Origin of the sequence: Nitrospina sp. P1_D6 (genome assembly GCF_052156615.1) — a bacterium.
Taxonomy (GTDB): domain Bacteria; phylum Nitrospinota; class Nitrospinia; order Nitrospinales; family Nitrospinaceae; genus Nitrospina.
The window spans coordinates 336,313-359,167 of record NZ_JBQKUN010000001.1 but is presented as its reverse complement, the minus strand read 5'-3'; the positions used below and the strand labels follow the sequence as shown (position 1 = coordinate 359,167).

Annotated in this window: 19 protein-coding genes; 4 read left to right on the top strand and 15 right to left on the bottom strand. The window is 52.3% G+C overall.

The window, feature by feature from the left end:
* Positions 1-39: 39 nt before the first annotated feature.
* Positions 40-663, bottom strand: a complete 624-nt coding sequence (locus ACTRXA_RS01595; protein ID WP_442425455.1) for a hypothetical protein — start codon at positions 661-663, stop codon at positions 40-42.
* A 170-nt stretch (positions 664-833) separates the two neighbouring features.
* Between ACTRXA_RS01595 and ACTRXA_RS01590 the strand changes: the two genes are divergently transcribed.
* Complete coding sequence (locus ACTRXA_RS01590; protein ID WP_442425454.1) at positions 834-1,550, top strand: HmuY family protein; 717 nt, start codon at positions 834-836, stop codon at positions 1,548-1,550.
* A gap of 83 nt (positions 1,551-1,633) precedes the next feature.
* The gene (locus ACTRXA_RS01585) at positions 1,634-2,320 is read left to right on the top strand and encodes a formylglycine-generating enzyme family protein (protein WP_442425453.1); all 687 of its coding nucleotides are present in this window, start codon (positions 1,634-1,636) and stop codon (positions 2,318-2,320) included.
* On the opposite strand, the gene ACTRXA_RS01580 is transcribed toward ACTRXA_RS01585, so the two are convergent.
* Positions 2,317-4,515, bottom strand: coding sequence for an Rne/Rng family ribonuclease (locus tag ACTRXA_RS01580; RefSeq protein WP_442425452.1), 2,199 nt, complete (start codon positions 4,513-4,515; stop codon positions 2,317-2,319). The genes ACTRXA_RS01585 and ACTRXA_RS01580 overlap by 4 nt on opposite strands.
* A 239-nt stretch (positions 4,516-4,754) precedes the next feature.
* On the opposite strand from ACTRXA_RS01580, the gene ACTRXA_RS01575 reads away from it, so the two are divergent.
* Entirely contained in the window at positions 4,755-6,317 is a 1,563-nt protein-coding gene (locus ACTRXA_RS01575) for a phosphoglycerate kinase (RefSeq protein ID WP_442425451.1), read from the top strand.
* Here the strand turns inward: ACTRXA_RS01575 and ACTRXA_RS01570 are convergent.
* The 3 genes from ACTRXA_RS01570 to ACTRXA_RS01560 are packed head-to-tail and all read right to left on the bottom strand — an operon-like array spanning position 6,272 to position 12,665.
* Positions 6,272-8,026, bottom strand: coding sequence for a glycosyltransferase family 9 protein (locus ACTRXA_RS01570; protein WP_442425450.1), 1,755 nt, complete (start codon positions 8,024-8,026; stop codon positions 6,272-6,274). The two genes, ACTRXA_RS01575 and ACTRXA_RS01570, sit on opposite strands and share 46 nt — an antisense overlap.
* A gap of 2 nt (positions 8,027-8,028) precedes the next feature.
* Complete coding sequence (locus ACTRXA_RS01565; RefSeq protein WP_442425449.1) at positions 8,029-9,822, bottom strand: glycosyltransferase family protein; 1,794 nt, start codon at positions 9,820-9,822, stop codon at positions 8,029-8,031.
* The gene (locus ACTRXA_RS01560) at positions 9,819-12,665 is read right to left on the bottom strand and encodes a glycosyltransferase family protein (protein ID WP_442425448.1); all 2,847 of its coding nucleotides are present in this window, start codon (positions 12,663-12,665) and stop codon (positions 9,819-9,821) included. Before ACTRXA_RS01560 ends, ACTRXA_RS01565 begins: the two co-directional genes overlap by 4 nt.
* 243 nt (positions 12,666-12,908) lie before the next feature.
* Between ACTRXA_RS01560 and ACTRXA_RS01555 the strand changes: the two genes are divergently transcribed.
* Positions 12,909-13,604: a molybdopterin-dependent oxidoreductase gene (locus tag ACTRXA_RS01555; protein ID WP_442425447.1), complete on the top strand. Its 696-nt coding sequence runs from the start codon at positions 12,909-12,911 to the stop codon at positions 13,602-13,604.
* Between the two features lie 45 nt (positions 13,605-13,649).
* On the opposite strand, the gene ACTRXA_RS01550 is transcribed toward ACTRXA_RS01555, so the two are convergent.
* The 10 genes from ACTRXA_RS01550 to ACTRXA_RS01505 all read right to left on the bottom strand — a co-directional run bounded on the left by ACTRXA_RS01550 (position 13,650) and on the right by ACTRXA_RS01505 (position 22,841).
* The gene (locus ACTRXA_RS01550; RefSeq protein WP_442425446.1) at positions 13,650-14,189 is read right to left on the bottom strand and encodes a hypothetical protein; all 540 of its coding nucleotides are present in this window, start codon (positions 14,187-14,189) and stop codon (positions 13,650-13,652) included.
* Positions 14,190-14,359: 170 nt separating this feature from the next.
* Positions 14,360-14,809 (bottom strand): hypothetical protein, encoded by a 450-nt coding sequence (locus tag ACTRXA_RS01545; RefSeq protein ID WP_442425445.1) that lies wholly within the window; start codon positions 14,807-14,809, stop codon positions 14,360-14,362.
* A gap of 320 nt (positions 14,810-15,129) precedes the next feature.
* Positions 15,130-15,858 (bottom strand): hypothetical protein, encoded by a 729-nt coding sequence (locus tag ACTRXA_RS01540; protein WP_442425444.1) that lies wholly within the window; start codon positions 15,856-15,858, stop codon positions 15,130-15,132.
* Positions 15,855-16,619 (bottom strand): formylglycine-generating enzyme family protein, encoded by a 765-nt coding sequence (locus tag ACTRXA_RS01535; protein ID WP_442425443.1) that lies wholly within the window; start codon positions 16,617-16,619, stop codon positions 15,855-15,857. The genes ACTRXA_RS01540 and ACTRXA_RS01535 overlap by 4 nt, the downstream gene beginning before the upstream one ends.
* Before the next feature lie 27 nt (positions 16,620-16,646).
* Complete coding sequence (metF, locus tag ACTRXA_RS01530) at positions 16,647-17,537, bottom strand: methylenetetrahydrofolate reductase [NAD(P)H] (RefSeq protein WP_442425442.1); 891 nt, start codon at positions 17,535-17,537, stop codon at positions 16,647-16,649.
* A gap of 63 nt (positions 17,538-17,600) precedes the next feature.
* On the bottom strand, positions 17,601-18,095 hold the full coding sequence (locus ACTRXA_RS01525; RefSeq protein ID WP_442425441.1) for a restriction endonuclease: 495 nt from the start codon (positions 18,093-18,095) through the stop codon (positions 17,601-17,603).
* Positions 18,096-18,278, bottom strand: coding sequence for a hypothetical protein (locus tag ACTRXA_RS01520; protein WP_005010216.1), 183 nt, complete (start codon positions 18,276-18,278; stop codon positions 18,096-18,098).
* A gap of 72 nt (positions 18,279-18,350) precedes the next feature.
* Positions 18,351-21,125, bottom strand: coding sequence for a c-type cytochrome (locus ACTRXA_RS01515; protein WP_442425440.1), 2,775 nt, complete (start codon positions 21,123-21,125; stop codon positions 18,351-18,353).
* Between the two features lie 20 nt (positions 21,126-21,145).
* Positions 21,146-21,958: a Ubiquinol-cytochrome c reductase cytochrome b subunit PetD gene (locus ACTRXA_RS01510; RefSeq protein ID WP_005010206.1), complete on the bottom strand. Its 813-nt coding sequence runs from the start codon at positions 21,956-21,958 to the stop codon at positions 21,146-21,148.
* Positions 21,959-22,016: 58 nt separating this feature from the next.
* Entirely contained in the window at positions 22,017-22,841 is an 825-nt protein-coding gene (locus ACTRXA_RS01505; RefSeq protein WP_005010202.1) for a cytochrome b N-terminal domain-containing protein, read from the bottom strand.
* Between the last annotated feature and the right edge of the window lie 14 nt (positions 22,842-22,855).

Sequence of the window (22,855 nt, the reverse complement as noted above, 5' to 3'; positions counted from 1 at the left end):
TACAAATGCACCCTTCCCCGGGAGGGAACGGGACGGGTTTTAATTCTTGGGAGTGGACGGCGGCAATTCGTCCGCCAGAATGATGTCGCTTTCCATGCTGTCATCGGCAACGTATTCGCCGGTGGACATCATGGCCAGCACATCGTGACCGTAAAATTCGCGGATCTGCGTGTCGGAAAGCATATCCAGATGTATGAATGTCTTGATGATGAGGCGTCCGTCCTCAATCTCATAAGCAAAAACCCCGGTGGTACACACAAGGTACCCCTCGTGGTGACCGAATGTCAGAAGGCCTTCCTCCAGATAATTGTCCAGGGTGATGATACAATTATCCGTGGTCTCCGTGCGTTCGCTGAACCGGTCGATGCAGTGAGTGGTGTACGCCACCTGCGGGTGTGTGAATGATTTGTAGAGCCGGCCCTTGTCCGTGGATTCGCTGTGGGACGGCGAAACCAGGGTGACGAATCCGTGCCGGGTGAAATCCACCAGACAAAGAACGTCCTTACCGAACTTCCGGGCGACTTTCTGGGTGATGCGGTTCATGAAGCGCTGGCGCTTGCGGATGGAAATCCGCCCCGACCGTCCGAAATGCTTCTGATATTCCTTTTTCAGATAAGCTTCGATTTGATGCTTTTTGAAAGCAAAATGTTTGTCTTCAACCATTCTCAAACCTGTAAAATCGGACAAGTGCAACCACAGAACTCATTATACCCATCCTGTTAAAAGGAAAAAAGGCGATTTTGACCTTCTCCATTGAAATTGAAGGAGAAATCGGCGAAACTCCCAGTCTGTTTTCCACTTACAGAGCCCACTCCCTTTGATACAATGACATTATGAACAGTACAGCCAAAACCTTCCTCCTCCTTCTGGGCGCCACGGTTTTTTTCAATCTGATGTTTTATTACCTGTCCTCCAATATCGAGGATTTTGAAAACTTACCACTCCCTCCCAAAAAGGTGGACCGGTACGAAACCAACAACCCCCTGATCAAGGTGGACGCGCAATCGCGGGATACGTGGGCCCTGCTCGACTTTTCAACCGGTAAAATCCACCGCGTGGAGGACATGGAAAAAGACACCCACCGCCTGCAGAAGCTGGACTGGGACCTGGCGTTCCAGCGGACCAAGATTGTCACCAACGGGGGCGTAACCAATCCACAAGGACCGGTTCAGGTAAAAAACCTGGGTCAGGTGGAATTTGACCAGGTGCAAGATGTCCCGGCAGCCCGGACCGATTTCAAGCAGGATGACCGGGGCTGGGGAGGCAGTATCGTCAACCAGGCACTGGTTGACTGGTACATTTACCGCACCCGCACACACAATGTGGAATCCAAAAAGGATGTCTTCCTGATCGATACCGGGGACGGGTTCGTGAAAATGAAGATCATCAATTACTATTGCGAACGTCCGGAATCCGATTGTAAATCCATGATGTGCACGCGCGACGAGGCCGCCTGCCTGACGCTGGAATACCGTTACGTTCCGAAAGGGGAAAACATCTTCCCCACCAACCCCATCGACCAACCGCAAACAGCCCAGGTCAGCCATTGAAGCAGGCAACCCTACTGCTGGTTCTGGTAGTGTTCTCGTTGCTTCCGGCGTGCCAACTCTCCTCCGCATCCGAAAAGGAATCGATGGTCTTGATTCCGGCAGGCGAGTTCCAACTCGGAATGCCCGTATCTGACAACATACCCGCGTTCATGTCCGACCGAACATCCAGCGCCAACGCCCAGCCCATGCAGAAAATGCATCTGGATGCGTTTTACATCGACCGGTTTGAAGTCACCTACGCTGACTTCCTGGCATTCAAACCTTCCGCCCGCTACGCGGAAGGACGGGCCAATCATCCTGTACGCGGTATCAGCTGGTACGAGGCAGACGCCTATTGCCTTTGGTTGGGCAAGCGTCTGCCGACGGAGTTTGAATGGGAGAAGGCCGCACGTGGCGAGGATGGCCGGTTATTCGTCTGGGGAAATGAGTTGGACAAAAACAAAGCCAATTTCGGAAAAACACCCCGGCCGGTCGGCAGTGTGAAGAGCGATACAAGTATCTACGGCGTGCAGGATATGAACGGAAATGTTTCCGAATGGACCGCCAGCTGGTACCAGCCCTACCCCAATTCCCAGCACAAAGATGCCAACTTCGGGGAGAACTTCAAGGTGATTCGCGGCGGTGCCTACAACAAGCGCGAACACGGATTCATGGAGCAGTTCGCCATGGTTCCTTACAGAAATGTGGCGCCCCCAACCATGCGCACCTGGAACACGGGGTTCCGTTGTGCGCAACCGGCTGGAAAGACGGAATCCGGCAATCCGGGCTAAAGCCCGGAAGCCAGATCGTCTCGTATGGGTTTTGGCTCGTCCCCTCCCCGGTCATCGGCCTTGTATGGAGGGTCGAGGACCACTTCATGCAACCGGGAAACATTTTCCACCGGTTGCGGAGAAGACTCTCCACCATCCTCACTTTCCGCACTTTCCGTTTTTTCCACCGTTTTACGGGGTGTGCGCGTTCGGCTGCCTCCACGCCTGCGATTCGGGTTGCGTCGCCCATCACGGGAACGACCCGACCGGCTTCCCCGGGAAGCGGGCTTGTCCTCTCCCGGGCTTTCGGCCTTCGAAGAAGTATCCACGCCCTCATTTTCAACGGCGGGAGATGCCTCCTCCACCGGCAAAACCGGATCGCCTGTCACAATCGGTGGAGCTTCAAAACCGGAGTCTTGAGACTCATCCTTACCGTTTCCCGGAAAAGGTGTGTCCACCATGGTATCGGGGGCAGCCTCCTGCCCTTCTTCGCGTGGTGTCCAGTTGGAACGATTGCGGGAACCGCTGCGCGAATCTCCAGAACGGGAGGAACGTCCCCGGCTGGAGGACCGACGTCCCCGGCCACGTCGGTCCCGGTCTCCGCGGTCCTCAGAACGGGAGTCCGGGCGGGGTTCTTTTCTGACTTCAGTCCGTCCGGTGACCGTCTCCGGTGCCGCAGTCCGGAACTCAACACCGCGAGCTCGACTTTCCATTTGCCGTTCTTCTTCGCGCTTGCGCTCCAGAACGGTATAAGAGAAGCTCTCATACGCCAGGCGGTCCTTCGCCGTGAACTGAATGAGGCATTGCGTTTTGTCCTGCAACTCCTGCAGGTACTTTGTCTTGTGATTCAAAAGGTAACTGGCTACTGCGGAGGAAACCTCCACGGCCAGAACCTTTACGTTGCCATCGGCCAGAATTTCCCGAACTTTGCGCAGGACGCTCAACGACAACGAACTTTCAGTACGTGTGAAACCGGTGCCCTGACACAAACCGCATTGCTCGAAGTTCCCTTCCTTGACCGGCGAGGACAAGCGCTGACGAGACATTTCCAGCAGGCCGAACCGCGAGATGCGTGAAATATTGATACGGGCCTTATCCGATTTACAGCTTTTCTTGATTTCTTTTTCGACGTTGCTCTTGTTCTTCTTCGAGAACATGTCGATGAAATCGATGACGATCAAACCACCCAGATCGCGCAGGCGCAACTGACGCCCGATTTCTTCCGCCGCCTCCATATTCGTGCGTGTGGCGGTGTCTTCCAGGTCACTGGAGCTTGTGGTTTTGCCGGAGTTGACGTCGATCGCCACCATGGCTTCTCCGACATCGAATACCAGCGATCCCCCCGAAGGCAGATCGACACGTTTTTTGTAAATGTTTTCGATCTGCTCTTCGATCTTGTACTGGGAAAAAATGGGTTTGGTTTCCTGGGAATACTTGATCCGATTGCGCATCCGCGGCATTACCAGGCGCATGAACTCCTTCACCGCCTTGTAGGATTCCGCGTTGTCCACAATGATCTCAGAGGTGTCGTTGGTGAAATGGTCGCGCACGGTGCGCACCACCATATCCGGCACCTTGTAGAGAAGGCACGGACCCTTGGTTTCGGGGTCTTGAAGTTTTTCCTGAATTCCCTCCCAGATCTTCATGAGCATCTGAAGGTCTTTCTGTAATTCCAGCTTGGTGCGCCCCATGCCGGCAGTGCGCAGGATCACGCCCATATCTTCCGGCAACTGGAGATCCGAAAGCACCTCCTTCATTTTCTTACGCTCGGATTCATCCTCGATTTTCCGGGAGATTCCACTGGTTTCCTTGGAGCACATAAGCACCAGAAACCGGCCCGGAATGGTGACCGCGTTGGTCAGGGAAGGCCCTTTGGCGTCGCGGCTTTCCTTAACTACCTGCACCAGGAGCTTCTGCCCACGGATGAGCACATCCTGGATCCTGGTTTTTGATTTCCTTTCCCCTGTCTGAAGGTACGATTCTCTCAGAACATCCTTAAATGGGAGGAAGCCGTACTTTTTACCACCAAAATCAACAAAGCAGGCCTCGATGGCGGGTTCCACCCGGGTGATGACGCCCAGATAGACGTTTCCTTTCAGGAGCTCCCGGGAGGAGTGTTCTACTATGTATTCTTGGATTGTTCCATCTTCGATGATTACGGCGCGGCATTCTTCGGGGTGTTCCGCATTGATTAACAGTTTTTTCTTTTTGGACATATCATTGATGGCCTTTCAATTTGGCGCTTGGAAGTCCTCGCCGACTACCTGCCTTGGACATGATAAAACAAAACGAATATTATTTCAAAAACGGTAATTTGTGTTATTTTATGAATGGAATCAAAAGCTTCGCATTGGGAGGCAAGCATCGTTCCGGGCTTCGGCGGAAAACTTGGAATCGGCCTTCCTAACTTTTCAATTATAACACATAAAATCAGTTAATTAGGTCATTTTTCCTCATGGAAAACGTCGCCAAAATGCCGTGTGTGGATGACTTGACCCCGGCAGACCTCATCGAAAAAACCATATTCATCCGAGTCGATTTCAACGTTCCCCTGGTCAACACCAGCAAAGGATACCGCGTCGCCGACGACACCCGCATTCGACGTTTCGTAGACACCACTTTCAAGAAAATTCACGAGCTCACCGACGGCAATTGCCGGATCATTATCGGCTCCCACCTGGGTCGACCCCATAAAAAAAAGGATTTTATGGGATGGGACGGAGTCTTCAACATTCAGTTCGTCTGCTCCCACTTTGACACACTGATAAGGGAATTATACGAGGACACCTACACGATTTTCCCGCCGGAAATTACCGACTCCCACCTGAAAGATTCGCTGAATATCATTTCCAATCACCGCCTGCCTCGGGGAGGCATCAAATTCCTGCCCAATCTCCGCTACCTGTTGGAGCCCAACAATCCGGACACCTACCGCCAGGAGTTTATGGAGGAAGTAGCAACCTGTTCGGACATTTTCATCAACTGCGCCTTCGGATGCAGTCACCGGGTCAGCAAGAGCATCCAGTTGCTTCCACAACAAATGCGCATGCAGGGTAAAACCGTGGTAGCGGGAAGCCTTCTAAATGTTGAAGTGAACCGCCTCGGCAAATTTGCTCAAAAGGCTTTGGATTACCCGGAAAAAACGGCGGTGATTGCCGGTGGGGCTAAGATTGCGGATAAAATCGGCATTTTGAAACAGTTTGTGGACAGCCGGATCCGTCTCATCTTTATTGGTGGAAGAATGGTGAATGCTTTTCTGCTGGCACAAAAGTTTGCCGAAAAAATTCCCACACTCCAGCAGAAAGATCTTCCCGCCAAATTGTTTCTCAACAAGACGGAAGAAGAAAAGGCGGATGTTGTCAAGGAAGTGTGCTACGCGGACGAAATCTTGAAGCTTGCCGAAGCCAATGAAGTCAGTATCGTGTTTCCGGACGACTACAAGATCACCAAGGATTATTTTGAAACCGAGTACGTGGTGAAGGACGAGCCGGACTTTGAGGAAGATTTCCAACTGGACCTGGGGCCGCGTACCATTGAAAACTACGCCCGCAAAATCCTGCTGGAAGGGCAATCAGGAGAAATTCAGAATGTATTCTGGAACGGTCCGCTCGGTGCCTACGATCACCCGCAGACGGAGCAATATGCTGAAGGTTCGGTCAAGCTTGCAGAGCTGCTGTTTTCCGCCGCCATAAGCAACGAAAACATGTCTGTTGTCATCGGCGGGGGCGACTCCGCGGCAATTCTCAACAAGCTCAATCTGGAAGGAATGAAATACCAGGTGCGGGGGCGGATCATTCAGCAGTTGCACAAAACGATCAATGCATCGCTGTTGTCCATCGGGTTCAATAATGTGGACAAATACACCCTGTGCAACTACTTCGCGTCCAATTTTTTCGTATCTACGGGTGGCGGCGCCGCCCTGGAATTCCTGGAGGGTTACCTCAAAGATCGCGGAACCTCCCCCTCACCTTCTTACCTGCCGGGAACGGCCATTCTGCTGGAACTCACTTCCGCCTGACCCATTTCCATCCGGCTCCCATCCAGAAATTCGGTTAAAAATCCCATGATTTCGTTAAGGGACCGGGCTTCCATTTCAAATTTGCGGTAACATTCCTGCGTTTTCCCGGCCAGGTCCAACAGGTCCTCTCCCTCAAAGTTTTCCTTTCTGCGATCGAACATGTCGCAAAGGGGGTTGAGTTCAGGATGGGTCAATCCGGCTCTGCGAATGGCGTTATCGATGCCTGCTATCCGCTCGCCGAGTGCCTGGATCCGGGGCTTGTCAAACCCCCGCTCCCTGTAAACAGACATCAGCTTTTCGCTGACAATTTGGCCATCAGATACGAGTCGGATGAGTCTTTCCAGTTCCTTCCTCTTTTCCTGAACCGCACCCAAAAGAATTTTGTCCTTTTCAATAATAAAATGCTGCTCCAGGAACCGGGTAATGGCTTCCATAGAACCCAATGTGGGATGTTCGCGAACTTCCAGGAGGCGATCCCTCCACATGCGACGGTAGGCTTGAGCGAACAGGGTTTCTAAATTCAGTGGATGACGAATTAGCGGTTTGAAGGCAAGATAACCTTCTTCATCGAAACCTGATTCCAGAAGGTCCACATCAGGAAGGTTCTTCATGAAATCCGGAACCTGCCAGCGACCGATATGAAGGTGGCCACTGATCATGGCCTCTACATGCCGTGCCTGGACTTTGTCGATGCAGATCACGTTACTGCAATGAACCTGATAGCTGCAGGGTGCGCAGGGAATATTTGCACGAAATATGAGGTCGCCTTCTGAAAAGGGACCGGTTTCATACGGATGCGCGTGCGCAAAAAACAGGCCCACGATTCGAACATTCAAAGCCGCCGCAATATGCATGGTACCGGTATCATTGGTCACGAGGTACCGGCAGCGTTTGAGCATACCGATAAGCTGGGTAATGGAAGTCCGTCCACAAAGATTTACTATTCGGTCGGAATGACTGGAAGAACCGGAAATCTGTTCCGCCAGTTCCATCTCCGATTTGACCCCGAATAAAATGATTCGGGCATTGTGGTTTTCGATCAGTCGGTCTGCCAGTTCTGCGAAACGAGACGCGGGCCAGCGGCGGTCGGCAATACTGGACCCGGCCTGAATGCCGATCACCAGTTCGTCCTTATCCAGTTCATAGGTTTTCAGAAGATCCGCAACGGCCGCATCATCCTCAGCCCCATGATCCACCCGAAGACCGTGGGTGACGGGTTCAATGTCCCCTCCCCTTCCGAAAATATCTACTAGATTGAAGGTGTTGTATGCACGGTTCATGGGTTCTGTGAAAAAATACTGAAACCAGGGATGTTCGGTTTTACGGTTTCCTTCTTCATTGCAGCAGAACCCGCGAGTTTCGGGAATCCGCAGATACTTGATCATGTATGCACTGAGAATAGAATGGCTGAGATTGACAACCATGTCGAATTGTTTGGTCCGCAATGCATCAAGCCATGCTTTTAGATATTTTGCCAGCGTCACCCAAATAACTTCCCGTCCCCAGTCACGGTCGTTGTATTGCGTGATATCGAACACCACCAGCTCATCCACGTGAGGAATTTTTCTGGCAAACTCTTCAAACGACTTGTTTACCGCAAGAGTGATTCTGGCATCAGGGTGTTTCCTGCGAAGGCCCGCGATAAGCGGGGTGCATTGGACCAGGTCCCCCATTCGCGTCTGATTGAGTATGAGAATATTCTTGGCCATAGTCAGCTCTTTTTAGGAATGATTTGATCCACCATCAGGAAAAGGAGTTCGGGATCTTTAAAAGACCCTTCTTCTTCATTGATTCGATTGATTACAGATTGAAATTTAAAGTCCCTTTGACCACGAAAAGGTTCCAGAAACTCCCGAAGTTCCGTATCGTCCGCCACCTGGGCAAGCGCCCGATCCAATTCGCTATCGCGACTGCTCGTGCGGATTTCCAGTTCCTGTTCCCTTTCGGAGTAAATGTGCAACAACATTTCATGCATGCGGTGCCTTATGGTGTGTTCCCTTAAGACACGCAGCCGCCCCCGTTCTGCAACCATCCTGCGTTCTTCAGGATGATCGAGATAATAAAGGGCCTTGGCTCGCATTTCTTCCAGGTTCGAGAAAGTAACCATCTCTTCGCCGGTTCGAAAACAGTCCCCAAGTTCCGACCGTTCATCCACCAGTTGGAATCCGCCGCAAGCAGCGATCTCAAAAGTACGGGGATTGACAAAGTCGCCGTTCGGGTTGACTCCATCGTGATAGGTTGAAGAGTGAAGATTCAGGTTAACCTTACCGGCGTTATAAATTTTAACGCAATCCTCGCTGCTCACCCGTTCACCCTTGTTCTGCAAATGAGGCCAGAAAACGGGATTCTGGTTCCAGCCCGTTCCCCAAATCTTGAAATTCTGGTCCAACAGGCGGGTGAAGGCCCTGTGCCGGTTGTAATAACCTTCCCCCATGAATGAAAGGTCCGCGGCAAATTGTTTATACTCGTCTTCATCCAATTCCACAGGGTTCTGAGTCTCGGGGTGTGCCGCCTGGGGAAGATAATAAAAATTATCCAGTCCCTGCGCCTTCAATTTATTGAAAAATTCCCCCTGCTGAATTGTAAAAAAATAGTCGTACTGACCTGCCACATCCTTCCAGTAAGTCAGGGTGTTGAAGTCTTCAACGAACCAGAATGCAACGGGAATTTTCATTTCCTTCAATTTGGTCACGGCTTCCGGGCTCATCGGGGCCTGCGCCAGAGCCAGTACCAGGTCCGGCTTGAACTCGACCGCCCGCGCCACTACGGCATCTCCCATGAGGCTCAAAAACTTGTTATTCAGTGACCGCTGATTATTCTCAATTTTGGTGATTTTCTGCATCTCAAAATAAGAATCCTTAAAACGATCGCAGTCCAAACTGTCGACCTCATGCCCCATGGAAATCAGCGCTTCTTTGCAAAACCGGGCGGTGGGCAATGAACCACCATAAACGGGATTCACTACAAGTATCCGGAGGGAATTGTTTTCCAGCACTTCCATTACCCGAATGCACTGGCTCATCTTCTGGAAATAATCTGGTGAAATAAAAGTGGAGGGAGCATGCACAAACACATCCCAGTTGCTTGTATTGCTTCTGGCCAGGATTTTGGGAGGGGGCTCATCAACACGGAACTGAACCCGGTCGGCAAATACATTGAGGTCCACATGTTCCAGATAAACCCGGAACAGGCTCATTTTTGGCTCAATAACAACCAGCTTATTTGGAAACCGGTCAAGCAAAGCCCGGACGTGGTATCCAAACCCGAGACCGAGGACCACAATTACGGAACTCGACTCTGGATGGAATTCACGAATACTTGCCGCCGCATCCCGTTCCGGATAATAAGTGCTGTGCAGGGAATAATTCCCGTAAATGGGAACGGGCATGCCTTCCACAGAGCGGGCAATTGAAATGTTTTCGGAAACCGGTTCCGATTTCACCCGAGCGGCCAAATGAGGATCCATTCTTTCAAGAATTTTTATATTTGCCTCAAACCGGCTCATGAACAAACCTCACTTTTTGTGATTTCGCTTTTTTCCGGTTTTTCCACATGTGCCATGCCGTTGACATGGCTTGTGTTCATACCCAGAATCGCTTCGATGTTTTTTCGGGAATTTTCCAGTTTTCCTGTTTTTCTTCGGAGGTCTCCCGTATTCAGCGAATGGGGTACCGTTCTCTTGGCCGGACGGGCCACAATTTTGTACTGGATTACGAAAAACCGTTTCAGTTCTTCCGGCGTCAAGTCTGAAATGGTCACCCTTCCGGTGCGCAGGCTGGTCCGGCCGGAGGAAGCGAATTTTTCATACTGAGGGTCGAGGTTTTCTTCCACAACCTGAACTTCGTATCCCGTTTCCGCAAACAGTTTTTGAATTTCCTTCAGGGTATAAAACCGCAGATGCGTGCGGTCCAGTATGCCCTCGTCTTCATAGGTCCAGTTGCCTTCCCCCAGTTGATTCAGGATGCCGTGGTACTGGATATTGGGAATGCTCGCCACCACCACCCCCTGTTCACTGAGATAAGGGAGGGTTTTACGCAAGACCATTGCCGGATCCACGAGATGTTCCAGGACATCCGCAAACAGGATGCAGTCAAATTTCTTTTCCTCGAAAGGCAGGTCCATGGACTCGACGCTTCCTTCCACCAACCGATCCAGATTCCGGCGGGCTTCACCGGCCACCTGAGTATTGATCTCGATACCCGCAACATACGCGCCCTGCCTCTGTTTGATGGCGTTCCCGGTATGTCCGGCACCACACCCGACTTCCAGTACAGACCGGGCCTCCAAAGGCACCAGATGAAGCAGGTCCCGGCGGACATTCCGGTAATAATCGGAAATTCCTCCATCATGGGATACCGTTTCCATTTCCTGAGTGGATAATGCCTTCATCCATTCTCTCACATGAGCGACCAGTGTCAGCGCGCGGTGATCGTAGGTGTGCCGCGCCAATACCTCCTGCCTTCCCGCTTCCGCGATGCGCTCTGCTTCTTCCGGGTTGGCCAGATAGTGCCGCACAGTATCGACGACCGACTCGTCCTGATAAACAACCAGGTGTTTTCCATTCTCAAACAGGTCAATGAGGCCGCTTCCCTCTGCCTCGTCTGTGACCAGCAGGCTGCCGGAACACAACCCCTCGAACACGCGCATGTTGAGGTCGTTGCGCACGGCGTTGTTGAACACGATGCGTGACCGGCTGAACACCGCCGCCATTCCCTGCATGAACTGACGGTCGATGTGGACATCAAAATGTTCACCCAGTTTATCCAGCAACTGTTTGCGCCGCGGCAGGCTGGGAAGGACGCTTCCCACGAACCCGACGTCATACTCTTTTTCCAAATCCTGCTTTCCATGAATTTCCGGGTCGCACGCCAGTGGCAGCCACTCCACATAAGGGATGCCCGCTTTTTTAAATTCATCGACATATTCCCTTTGTGCGAGGAAAACCATGTCGAAATGTTGCGCGATATTAAGATGCTGATCCTTATTCAGGTGGGTGTCGATCAGGTAGCACACTTTCGGCACTTGAAGCGTATGCAGGTCCACCGGAATCGCGTTCAACCCGGTCTCTACGTACAGGTACAGGTTGGGCCGCCAGTCAGCGGGGATTTTTCCGATCACAGACTGGATCGACTCATTCGGTTCGCGTCTGATTTCCGGCTGGTTGGCGGGCCAGTCGAGGGCTCCCATGTTCCAGTTACGGCGATGCTCGGGAGTGAACGCGGAACCGCAGGTAATGACATCATGCTGTTTCCGCAGCGCCCGTTCCAGGTAATGCGCGGTGGTGACGGGATTGCCGTTGGTGTCCATCAGGATATTGAGTTTTTCAGGCAGCTCCCCAAAGCCTTCGGAGGCCCCCTCTTCCATCGCTTCATGGCGGACGAGAAACTGGTCGATCGCCGTCTGCACCGCCTGCTTCCAGTTTTTGACAAACCGGCCGATCGGGAACAGCTGCCCCACCGTCTCCCGCGCGCTCTGACCCATTTCGCGGGCCTTGTCCGGATCATCCAACAATTCCTCAACCCCCCGGCGCAGGGCGGCGATGTCATCGGAAATAAAACCGTTCACTCCGTTTTCGATGGGGGACGTCGCGTTGCGGGTGGAAACCACCGGCATGCCGGTGGCCATGGCTTCCAGCATCGACAGATTGTAGCCGTCCTCGTAACCGTCGACCGTGGTGTTGAGGAACACGCGTCCGCGGCGGTAGTGGTCGCACAGGTCCTCGAATCCGCGGGACAGACGGCTTCCTGGAATCTGTGGGTTCTGTCCGAGGGTGACGCAATCGAATCCTTCGACGATCTGCGAGCTCGCCGTGTAACCCAGCATCAGGTCGCGTTCTTTCAGGTTGTTGGCGACGCGCAGGACGAACCCCCCGCTCCCGTCGTAGCCGCCATATTCGTCCAGCGGCAGGCCGGGGCGGATGATGTCCCCTTCCAGCCCCCAGTCGTCGCGCTTGCTCTGGGAGATGAAAACGCGGTGCACGTCGCGGGTCAGGTCCTCAACCATGCGGTAGTATTCTTCCTTATCCACTTGGTTGCCGCTCAACCCGGCCTCGGTGGTGAATTTGTTATGAAAAACGGCGATCTTGGGCAGGTCGTAGTCCCGTGCCCACGCGAGGTCCCTCATGTTATGCGCCACCAAGAGGGCGTAGCTGCCTTCATCGAGACCCTGCAGGGCTTCTTTCTCACTGACGATGCGACCGTTTTCCGGTAGCGGCCGCATGTTCCGGTCCCATTGCCTCCGCTGACCGGCCCCGGTTTCCGGCTCGATTATGTGGAATTCATACCCGGTGTGGGCCATCAGGCAGATGTAGGGTTCGTGCCAGTTGAAGGTAAGGATTTTCAAGTTCATTTGCGTTGACGTCTCCGCTGTTAATGCCTTTAACTCTTTTCGGAATAATCGAAAAATTGCTTTAGGCTTTATTGGCCCTTTTGGAGAAGTTCCGGGGTGGATTTAAATTATTGTTTTTAAAGGGATTTTAATTATTCGAAACCATTTCCTCCAGGCTCCATCCAAAAAAGGATGGCCCTGATGTCCCGTTCCCCGGCGTTTCCGGCGGAGTTTTTGTAATTGAAGTGAATTCAAAGGTTTTTCATGGAATATCCTGTCCCCGATCCCAATTCCAAGCGCATCCGCACGCGCGAGGCGATGATCCAGTACCAGAAAGCCCGGCAGGAGGGCAAGGAATGGACCGGCGAGGTGCCGATGGGCGAAGGCCCGCTGAACCGCGACGGCATGCCCAAAACCCCGCCGGGGCAGAATGTCACCGACCGCTGGCCGGTGCTCGACCTCGGCTTCCAGCCGGAAATCCCGCTGGAGAACTGGTCACTGACGCTGTCGGGTCTTCTGGACTACCCGGCGACGTTCAACTGGGAGGAGTTCAACAAATTCCCGCAGGTGGAGGATGTGTCGGACTTCCATTGCGTCACCTCGTGGAGCCGGCTGGACAACCGCTGGAAAGGCGTGCGCTTTTCGGACCTGGCGGACCATTGCCGGGTGCAGAAGGAAGTGCGCTACGTGTACATCAAGGCGTACGACGGCTACTCCACCAATCTGCCGATCGAGGAAGCCATGAAGTACGACGTGCTATTGGTCCACACCTGGGAGGGCCTGCCGCTGTCGAAGGAACACGGCGGGCCGGTGCGCATGATCACGCCGCAGTTGTACGCATGGAAGGGAGCGAAATGGATCGGCGAGATCGTCTTTCGCGAGGACGACGAGCTGGGGTTCTGGGAACAACGCGGTTACAACAACAACGCCAACCCCTGGCTGGAAGAACGGTATTGGTGAGTTTTTAAACTTATTGCCCTGGACTTTTTTAAGTAGTTAAGGAATTCAATGAATAAGCCGAAAAAGCCAATTCCCCTCGTGGCAATAAAATTGAACTCCCACCCCATCATAAATGCTCGAAATTCCCTTATGAGACATTTTTATATTCTTGTCACCAGTATTATCTGGATTCGTAATAAATTGAAATTCATTTAATGTCAGTTCAGCGTCCATAAAATAGGAAAGTCCTCGGGGCGGACCATTCCATTCAATCTCGTGAGGACACTTGGCTAATTCAGAAAACTCATCTTTATATAAAAAAAGTAATACATTTTTATTATCTCGGGAACACCAAACCACAGCACTTTGATCCTTGTCACTTTCATATATCGAAGTGTAGCCGTACAGATAGAGCGGTAGTACCATTCCCGGTTTATTTTCGTAATAATTTTCTATTGGCGCGCACCCTTTGGATCGGGCAAATTCCGCCAACTCTTCTGGAATGGTTTTGGCCTCCAATAAACCAGGTCTTAATAGATAAAACGCGGTTACAAAAAAAACCAAATACAGGTTAAAGCCTTTAGGTTTGAGCGACAACCCCATCATTTTTTACCAATCTCTAATTTTTCAAATAGTCGATAGTCATTTCAAGTAAGACGCAAAGTCCGCAGTTTGGGCAGGCATTGGGATTGGGAGAGGGCTTCGACGCTTTTGTCGTCGATGCAGGTGTCAAACATCAGCAGGCCGCTGTCAGGCGAATACCCTCATCTTATAAATCAAAACTCTTCAAATAGATCTACATAATGGAATTTGCCTTCGCTGTATTTAATTTCTCCAAAATCTTCTGACGAATCCACAAAAACTATATAAATTTTCTCTTCATAAAGCTTCAGGTAATCAATGTTTTCCTTAACAAAGTTGATAACCGCCTCTTTTTTATAACCATCCCCATTATTACTCAATATAGCCACAAATGTAGGATACCCCTTCGGGGTTCTCGTCTTATATTTTCCTGTAAAGATGAAAATCTCGTTAAACGGTCCGAAATTCTTTATTTGCAAAAACCCATCATAATTAAACTCCTTGTTTCTAATATAATCAAACGACGCTATATTAAATTCTTTTTGCAAATATTCTTCACTTAACAGAGGGCTTTGAAACTCACCACCAAAACAAATAGAGCAACTAAATAAAAAAACGAGCTTTATTAAAATGAGATTCTTCATTCTTTTATTGAAATAAGCAATCGCGGTTCAACAATGACTGGGCTTTAGGCCAATTAAATTCTGAGTGACTAAATAGAGACTGAAAAAGAACACCCCCACACCCGCCAAGAATAACAAGCACTGACCCGTTCTATTAAAAGTAAATAATTCCTTTAGAACCAAATTCCAATTCCTGAAATCCAGAATTGGATAACCTCCAATCCTTAAAGAGAGATAAATCAACAACAATCCCAAAATCCCTCCAAGGACGCCGATCTTGATGGCGAACACACAAACAAATCTATCGACCTCAAGGAATTTCATTGGAACCTTTTTTGATTCTACGTCAATCGCAAAGTCCGTAACTTGGGCAGGCATTCGGATTGGGAGAGGGCTTCGACGCCTTTGTCGCCGATGTAGGTGTCGAACATCAGCAGGGTCTCGACGTTCTGCAAGGTCTTGGTGTTGGCCAGCGCCACCGCCGCATCCACCCGCAATACATTCCGCGCCACATTCAGGTGCTTCACCTTCTGAAATACTTTCGATCGCGCCAGCGTTTTGATGCCGCGGTCGGTGATGTTCGTCCGGTATATGTTCAGCTTGCGCACGTTGGCGAAACCGGGGTGCTTCGCCATGGTGATGAGCGCGTCGTCGCCGATGGGGTTGTCCTGCAGGATGAGCACCTGCAATTTCTTGAATGGGCCTTCGGCAATGGCCATGCCGCCCTCCTCGCCGATGTCGTTGATGCGCAGGTCCAACTGCAAAAGGTTGGCGCAGAAATCCGCCTCCACCAGCGCCACCGCGCCGCGGTCACTGATCTGGTTTTCTCCCATGTAGAGGCGGCGCAGGTTGGCGAACCGGGGACACTGCGCGAACGCGGGCATGGCTTTGTGCGTGAGGTGGTTTTTGCTGAGGTCGAGGTTGACGACCTCCTCCACCCGTTCCGCCTCACAAAGCGCAGTCAAGCCCTCGTCGCCGATGAACAGGCCTTTCAGTTCCAGGTCGCCGTCTTCGCTCAGGTTTTCGCGGATGAGGCGGTTGATGTAATCGAGTTTGGGTGTGGCGCTCATGACGGTGGTTTCAGGTTGATGACACAGCGGAACCCGATGTCGCTGAAGCTCCGCGAGAACGGATAACTCCAGTCGCGGTAGCCGACCAGCATGCCGTTGATGCTGTCCGACCACGCCCCGCCGCGCCTGACCTTCATGACGCCGCGGCGGGGTCCGCGCGGATTGTACATCAATTCTCCCAGAAAATAAAAGCGCGGGGAATACCAGTCCGCCACCCATTCCCACATGTTCCCCGCCATGTCGTAGAGGCCGTACTGGTTGGGAGGGTATTGCCCGACGGGCGTGGCGTTGTCCGCAAGTTCCTTACCGCCGTAGGCCATGGCGGGGTCCCAGTCCGGTCCCCAGGGGAATTCACAGCCGTTGGCTCCGCCGGCGGCCTTTTCCCATTGCGCTTCACTGGGCAGGGCTTTGCCGATGAGGTGGCAGTAGTCGGCGGCTTCGTACCAGGTGATTTTGGAGACGGGGCAGTTGTCGCAACTGGAAGAGGCACTGCGGCGCAGAAGGTGGTCCGGCATGACCTCTTCCAGCTTTTTATTGGTGACTTCGTACTGGTCGATCATGAAGGCGTTGAGGTACACCTCATGCGCGGGCGCGCCGTGTTCCGGACCGAGGGCGTCGCAGCCCCTCTGGAATTTGCCCGCCGGGATCATCACCATATCCTCGGTGATGTCGAAGGTCTGATCCGGAGAAACGCCGGGCGTGGGGGAACAGCCGGTGGTACAGACCAGGAGCCATAGCGTCAGCGCCTTGAGAATCCTCATCGCAACCGGCCAATCACCAGCAGAGGGTCAGGGGTTCGGTGTGATATCCACCAGTTTTTTCAGGTTCTCGAAAATGTTGAGGGTGGCCCGGGAGCGGTTGAGCGTGTAGAAATGAATGCCCGGTGCGCCGCCGTTGAGCAGGCCCTCGCACTGCTCGGTCGCGTGTTCGACGCCGATTTCCTTGATCGCATCCGTGTCTTCCGAATGGGCTTCCATCCGCAACAACAGGGGATCGGGGATCGTCGATCCGCACATTTTCGTGAAACGCTTGATCTGCTTCAGGTTCTGAATCGGCATGATGCCGGGGATGATCGGCACGTTGATGCCGCGGGCGATGGCCCGGTCCACGAAATCGAAATAGTGATCGTTGTCGAAAAACAACTGGGTGACCACGAAATCCGCCCCCGCATCGACCTTTTTTTTCAGGTTGTCGAGGTCGGTGTTCATGTCCGGACACTCGATGTGCTTCTCCGGGTACCCGGCGACGCCGATACAGAAGTCGTAACCCCTTTTTTTGATGAAATCCACCAGTTCGTTGGCAAACCCGAAGCCGTCTTTCGGCCGCACAAAATATTCCTGGTCCTTGGGCGGGTCGCCGCGCAGGGCAAGCACGTTTTCGATCCCGGCGTCCTGCAGGGCATCCAGCACCTCGGCGATTTCATCGGAATTGGAACCGACGCAAGTCAGGTGCGCCATGCTTTCCAGGTCGAGGTCACGTTTGATGCGCTTGACCAAATCCAGAGTCTTGGTGCGGGTGTTGCCCATGGCGCCGTAGGTGACCGACACGTAGACAGGCTGGCAGGGCTTGAGGTTTTCGATGGCGGTGAACAGCTGATTGAACCCGTCGTCGTCTTTCGGCGGAAAAAACTCGAAAGAAAGCGCAGGGCGTATGGTTTCAATAAGTTTTGAGATTTTCATAAGGCAGACAGTATAACATAGAGTGCCTGCCAGACCAAATCTCGCGGGACATGAGAGCCCGGATCAGTAAATGTCGAAACTTTTGAGGTACTTCAGGAAGGAGTGGACGTTGACCAGTTCCACCGGCTCTTCTTCAATCTGCCGGTAGGCGTCGTCCGAAAAGTAACCGGTGGTGATGATGATGCCTCGCGCTGCACCCTCGCCGCGGACGGAATCCAGAAACCCCTTTACCTTCATGGCGTCCACAAGGTTGTAAGGAGGATTGATAATGCAGAGCGCAAGGTATTTGCCACCCACGACGGGGGTTTCGTCCTGCATGTCTATTTCCAGTTCGGAGTCGTTGGCCCAGACCGAGTGGCGGTATTCCAGATTGAATTTTTCTAGAAACTCGAGACACTTGGAACGAAATTCATCGGGGTCCTGAAGGTAGGAAGGTTTTTCGTTATCGTTATCGAACTGAATGGATTCCCGGGGGGCCTGGGGCTGGGTGTTTTTGAGAAAAAAAATGAGGACCAGCCCCAGAATAAAAGCAACAATGACCGTGATGAATATTTGCACTTATTTGATCATCTCATCGAATATTTTTTCTTTCTTTCCTTCTTTGATCAACCGGTCATGCTTGATCATCTGGCGAATGGCTATCCAGAAAACAAAAGCAACGATGAACAGCATGCCGCCAATGGGCATGTTGTCCGGTTTCAGCGCGATCAAAAGAAAGTTTTCCAAAGCTGAGGGCTGCATGTTTTCAACCTTCCTAACAGATGAGCAATAAATCTACCGGATTATACAACAAACCCGGTCTGTCTAACAAAATCAGAAGTCGTCGTCGGCGAACTCGTCGTCCTCATCATCCTCTTCATCCCCGGCTTCCGAGTCGTCTTCTTCCTCATCCAGAGGTTCACCAAAACCCCCATCAAAGAAACCGTCCATGAAGGGATCTTCCTCTTCGAGAGACAGGCTCATATCGACTCCGGGCTTGTCGTAGGAAACCAGCAGGTCGGTGATATCCTGGGCCTGCTTGTCAATGTCGCCGTTTTCAATCGTACTCAATTTATGGAATTTGGTCTGGATGGTGTAATCCCCGTCCTCCTTCGGCCAATGGTTAGGCATCGGCGTCCAGGGAATCATTTCACGCGTGTCCTTCAACCATTTGGGAATCCATTCCTCGCGCAGGCGTTCCTGTGCGATCTTGAATTCGATTCCCTTGTCGCCTCCATCATGGCATTTGCCGCATTCCATGTAGTTGACCATCTTGACGCCGTTCTCAATGGAAGCCTTGTCTTTCTTCAGGTGAACCCCTGCTTCGTATTTGATTTCACTCGGAGCCACCAGCTCGAAATAGGCCGTCAGGTCACGCAATTGGGAATCGGTCAAGTTGAAAGTTGGCATTTTAACCTCAACCCATTTGCGCACAGGAGTGGGTTTCTTCATGAAGGAATACAACCAGGATCCCTTCAGTCGATCCCCCACGTGATAGGTTTTGGTTTCGAGCGGAGGCGGATATTGGGCCGTGGACTTCAGGTGTTCCTGGATGTCCCCGCCATACCCTTCCACAATATGGCAACCGCGGCAGTTGAATTGCGTGATCAATCTCCGGCCACGCTCAATAGTCAACTCATCCTGGGAGTAATTCCTTTTGTAGCGTTCGGGTATGAACAAACCATTCAATCCGCGAAGGAAAACCATCAGGGCCTGGATCTCATCTTCCGCCAACTCGAAGTCCGGCATTTTATCGAGAATGCGTTCGGTGCGATACACCGTGGGATCTTTTAGTTTGTTATACGTCCAAGACTCCCAGGTGTGAGGGATGTGCGTATCGGCAAATTCCAGCTCGCGGACCTGTTTACTGCCGAATGAAGACAATTCCGGCGCAATGCGGCCTTCCTTTTCCATTCCGGGAACATTGTGGCAGGCAAAACAACCCCGGTTTCTTACCAGTTTTTCACCAAACGCGATGGTATCCGGATCCTTGTATTTCCTTTCGATTCCTGGAATCTCCACCGGTTTCCCAAACTGGATCAGGTACGCGGCGATGTTCGACGCCTCTTCCACGCTCAGGCGCATATCGGGCATTTTGCTTTCGTGGTTGTAATCGCGCGGATTACTTAGCCAGCTCACTATCCAGTCGGCGGAAACCTTCTCGCCGATGTTACTCAGGTTCGGAGCAAACCGTTCACCCTTCCCTTTCAGCTTGTGGCAGGCCTGGCACCCTACAGATTCAAAAAGCTCTTGTCCCTTTTTGGGATCGCCCCCTTTGAACTTTTCGGGAAGCTGGTACCCCTTTTCGGATTTATCCCAAAGGTAAGCAGAAATGGCGAGCGCATGTTCGTCGCTCAAACCAAAATCCGGCATGCGTGTTTCCGGCAGGTAATCTTTCGGCTTTTTAACCCACCGGTACAACCAGCTGGGATCGACCTTGGCGGCAATTTTTCGCAGGCTCGGGCCCACCTTGCGTTCTTCCGCAAACCCTTCAACAAGGTGGCAACCATGACAACCCAGCTTCAGGAACAGCTTCTTGCCCTTGGTGAGGATGGGAGCCCCTTTCAGACTGACCACTTCGGCATGGCAGTTGGTGCAGTTCGATTGCATGAGACTGCCGTGAAGAAGGGGTTCGTTGATGCCCAGGGTCTGGTCCATTTCATGATGGGAGCCATGGGCATCTTCCGTAGGTGCCGTGGCCGTCCCCTGCCCCCTATGACACCATGTGCAACCCGTTTCCAGAGGATCGTGGTGTTCAATCAGGATTTCCCGGTTCGGGTGGGTTTTGAGAGGTTCCTTGAAATCTTCATAGTAGGGATCGGCAAAAGAAACGTGACAGGTGTGGCACCGGTCCACTTTGTAAATGATCTCGCCAAACTTGTTTTTGGCGGAACCGGGAATGACCGTTTGCTTGATCTCAGCGGGCCGCAGGAACAGATTGAAGGGCTTGTAGTAATCCATTCTCTGGGCGAGGATGACCTGCTGGTTGGTCAAGCCTGCCAGTTCATTCTCAAGATTTTTCTTGCGGACCTTGAACTCCAGAAGTTTGGCTTCCGCGTCATCGCGCTTGCGGGTGAGGTCTTCAATGATCGGCTCGAAGTCGGCGATGTGGTGCTTGGTCTCCTCAACTCGATTCAGCTCGACTTCATAATTCTTGCCTTCATGCTGGGCTTTTTTGTAGTAGTAATAATATTCGTCCAGCCGGCTTTTTTCGAATTTCAACGCTTCCTTGGCATCATCCAGTGCCACCTGGGCATTCCAGGCCGCATCCGCGAGCTGCTGGTATTCCTCATCATTTTCCAGCTTCTCTTCTTCCTTGGCAATGGCCTGACGGAGTTCCTCGGTACGCCCCTCGATTTTCTCGGTGACTTCCACGTATTCCGCACGCGCGCGCTCGTACTGGGCCTCGTTGTAGGTATCCTGAAAATCCTTGTAGCCGCGCCGGATGAATTCGTCATCCCAGAAAGCCCACAGGGTCACGAACAGCAAGGCACCGGAACACAGGAAAAACAGAAAGCTGTACGAAGTGCGCTCATCAAACTCCCCATCCTGGAACGCGGAGTCTTCCTTATTTTCTTCCTCTTGGGGATCTTTAGTTTCTTCAGCCATGGATGTTTCTGAAAAGCCCGTTAAACGTTAAACCAGGGGGTGACCCAAATGTATTTGATATTGAACCCGAGCCTCAGGGCGATCTTGATGACGATACCGATCATGATCAAATACAATTGCACCTTTAGGAACATGCGGAGGAAGCCTACGGTTTTGAGGGCTTTTCTCTCCATGAAAAAATAAACGGCGGTCCCGACGGCGAAATAACCGAGCACCACGACACCACCCACCAGCATGGCCATGTCATAGGTACGCACGCCGAGTGCATAGGGAAGATCGACGTTGGTCAGGGCCACCACCTTGTGCGGATCCCAGTACTGCCAGGGCATGAACAGGTTCCAGCCCGGACCCCGCAGGAACACGCCCATGATGATGAGCGCAATCCAGAGAACGAGAAAGCCGAAACTGTAAACCCAGATAGCCAGCTTACGCTCGGTGTAGGTGTAGTACCCGTTGCCCTTGGGGTTCACATCGAGATAGGGAATCAGCATGAGCCCAACGATAATGAGAACCGGCGCCACAACACCCGCAAACCAGGGGTCAAAATAAACCAGGATGTCTTGCAGGCCGAGAAAATACCACGGCGCCTTGGACGGGTTGGGTGTCTTCGTCGGATTGGCCGCTTCTTCAAGCGGCGCATCGATGGTGATCGACCACACCGTCAACAGAACACTGACGATGATGGCGCAGAGAAATTCCAGACGGACCAGATACGGCCAGACGTGGACCTTCTCCGGCAGATCCTCTACTTTCTTTTTCGGAGCCGCTTTAGCCGGCGCCTTGGCGGCCGGTTTGGCGGGTGGCTTGGCAGGTGGTTTCTCTGCGGTCCCCATAGAAAGACTTCCTATCCTTCAAAAAAGTTTCAATCAGCGAAACGTGAACAACAACCTATCAAAGCGGTCCGGAGATGCCTCCGTCCTTTCGGATTCGCCAGAAATGGACGATCATCAGGGCGCCGGCCACCAGAGGTATCAGAATGCAGTGCAATACGTAAAAACGGAGCAACGCCGGCGGCCCGACAAGACTGCCTCCCAACAGCATGGAACGAGCGTCGTACCTTGCCGTCACACCCACATATTCCGCAAAAGGACCTTCAGACCCGAGGAACGGTGTCGCCCGCGCCATGTTGGTGCCTACGGTGACCGCCCACATCGCCAATTGGTCCCACGGCAGGAGGTAACCGGTGAAGCTCAGGAGAAGCGTGAAGGTCACGAGGAACACGCCGATAACCCAGTTGAACTCGCGGGGTGGTTTGTACGAGCCTGTCAAAAACACCCGGAACATGTGCAACCAGACGGTAATGACCATCGCGTGCGCCGCCCATCGATGCATGTTCCGCATCAACATGCCGAACGGGACGTCATACTGCAGGTATTTCATGTCATAGTAAGCGTACTCTCCCACCGGACGGTAGTAAAACATCAGGATGATGCCCGTCACAACGAGGGAAAGAAAAAGCAGGAAGGTAATTCCACCCATGCACCATGTGAATTTGATACGCAGCGCATGGCGGTGGATTTTTACGGGATGCAGGTGGAGCCAGACGTTACTCGCGATCTGCAAAACGCGGTTCCGCGGAGTGTCGGCGTATCCATGACGGAACGACGAGGTCCAAACCTGGGATTCGGTGATCTTCTCCGCCGCTTCCTCAAAAAGCTTTCCGCTTTTGATGGACTCTTTGATCTCTTCAAAATTCGGAATTTTGGGTTTAGCCAAAACTCAATCTCCTA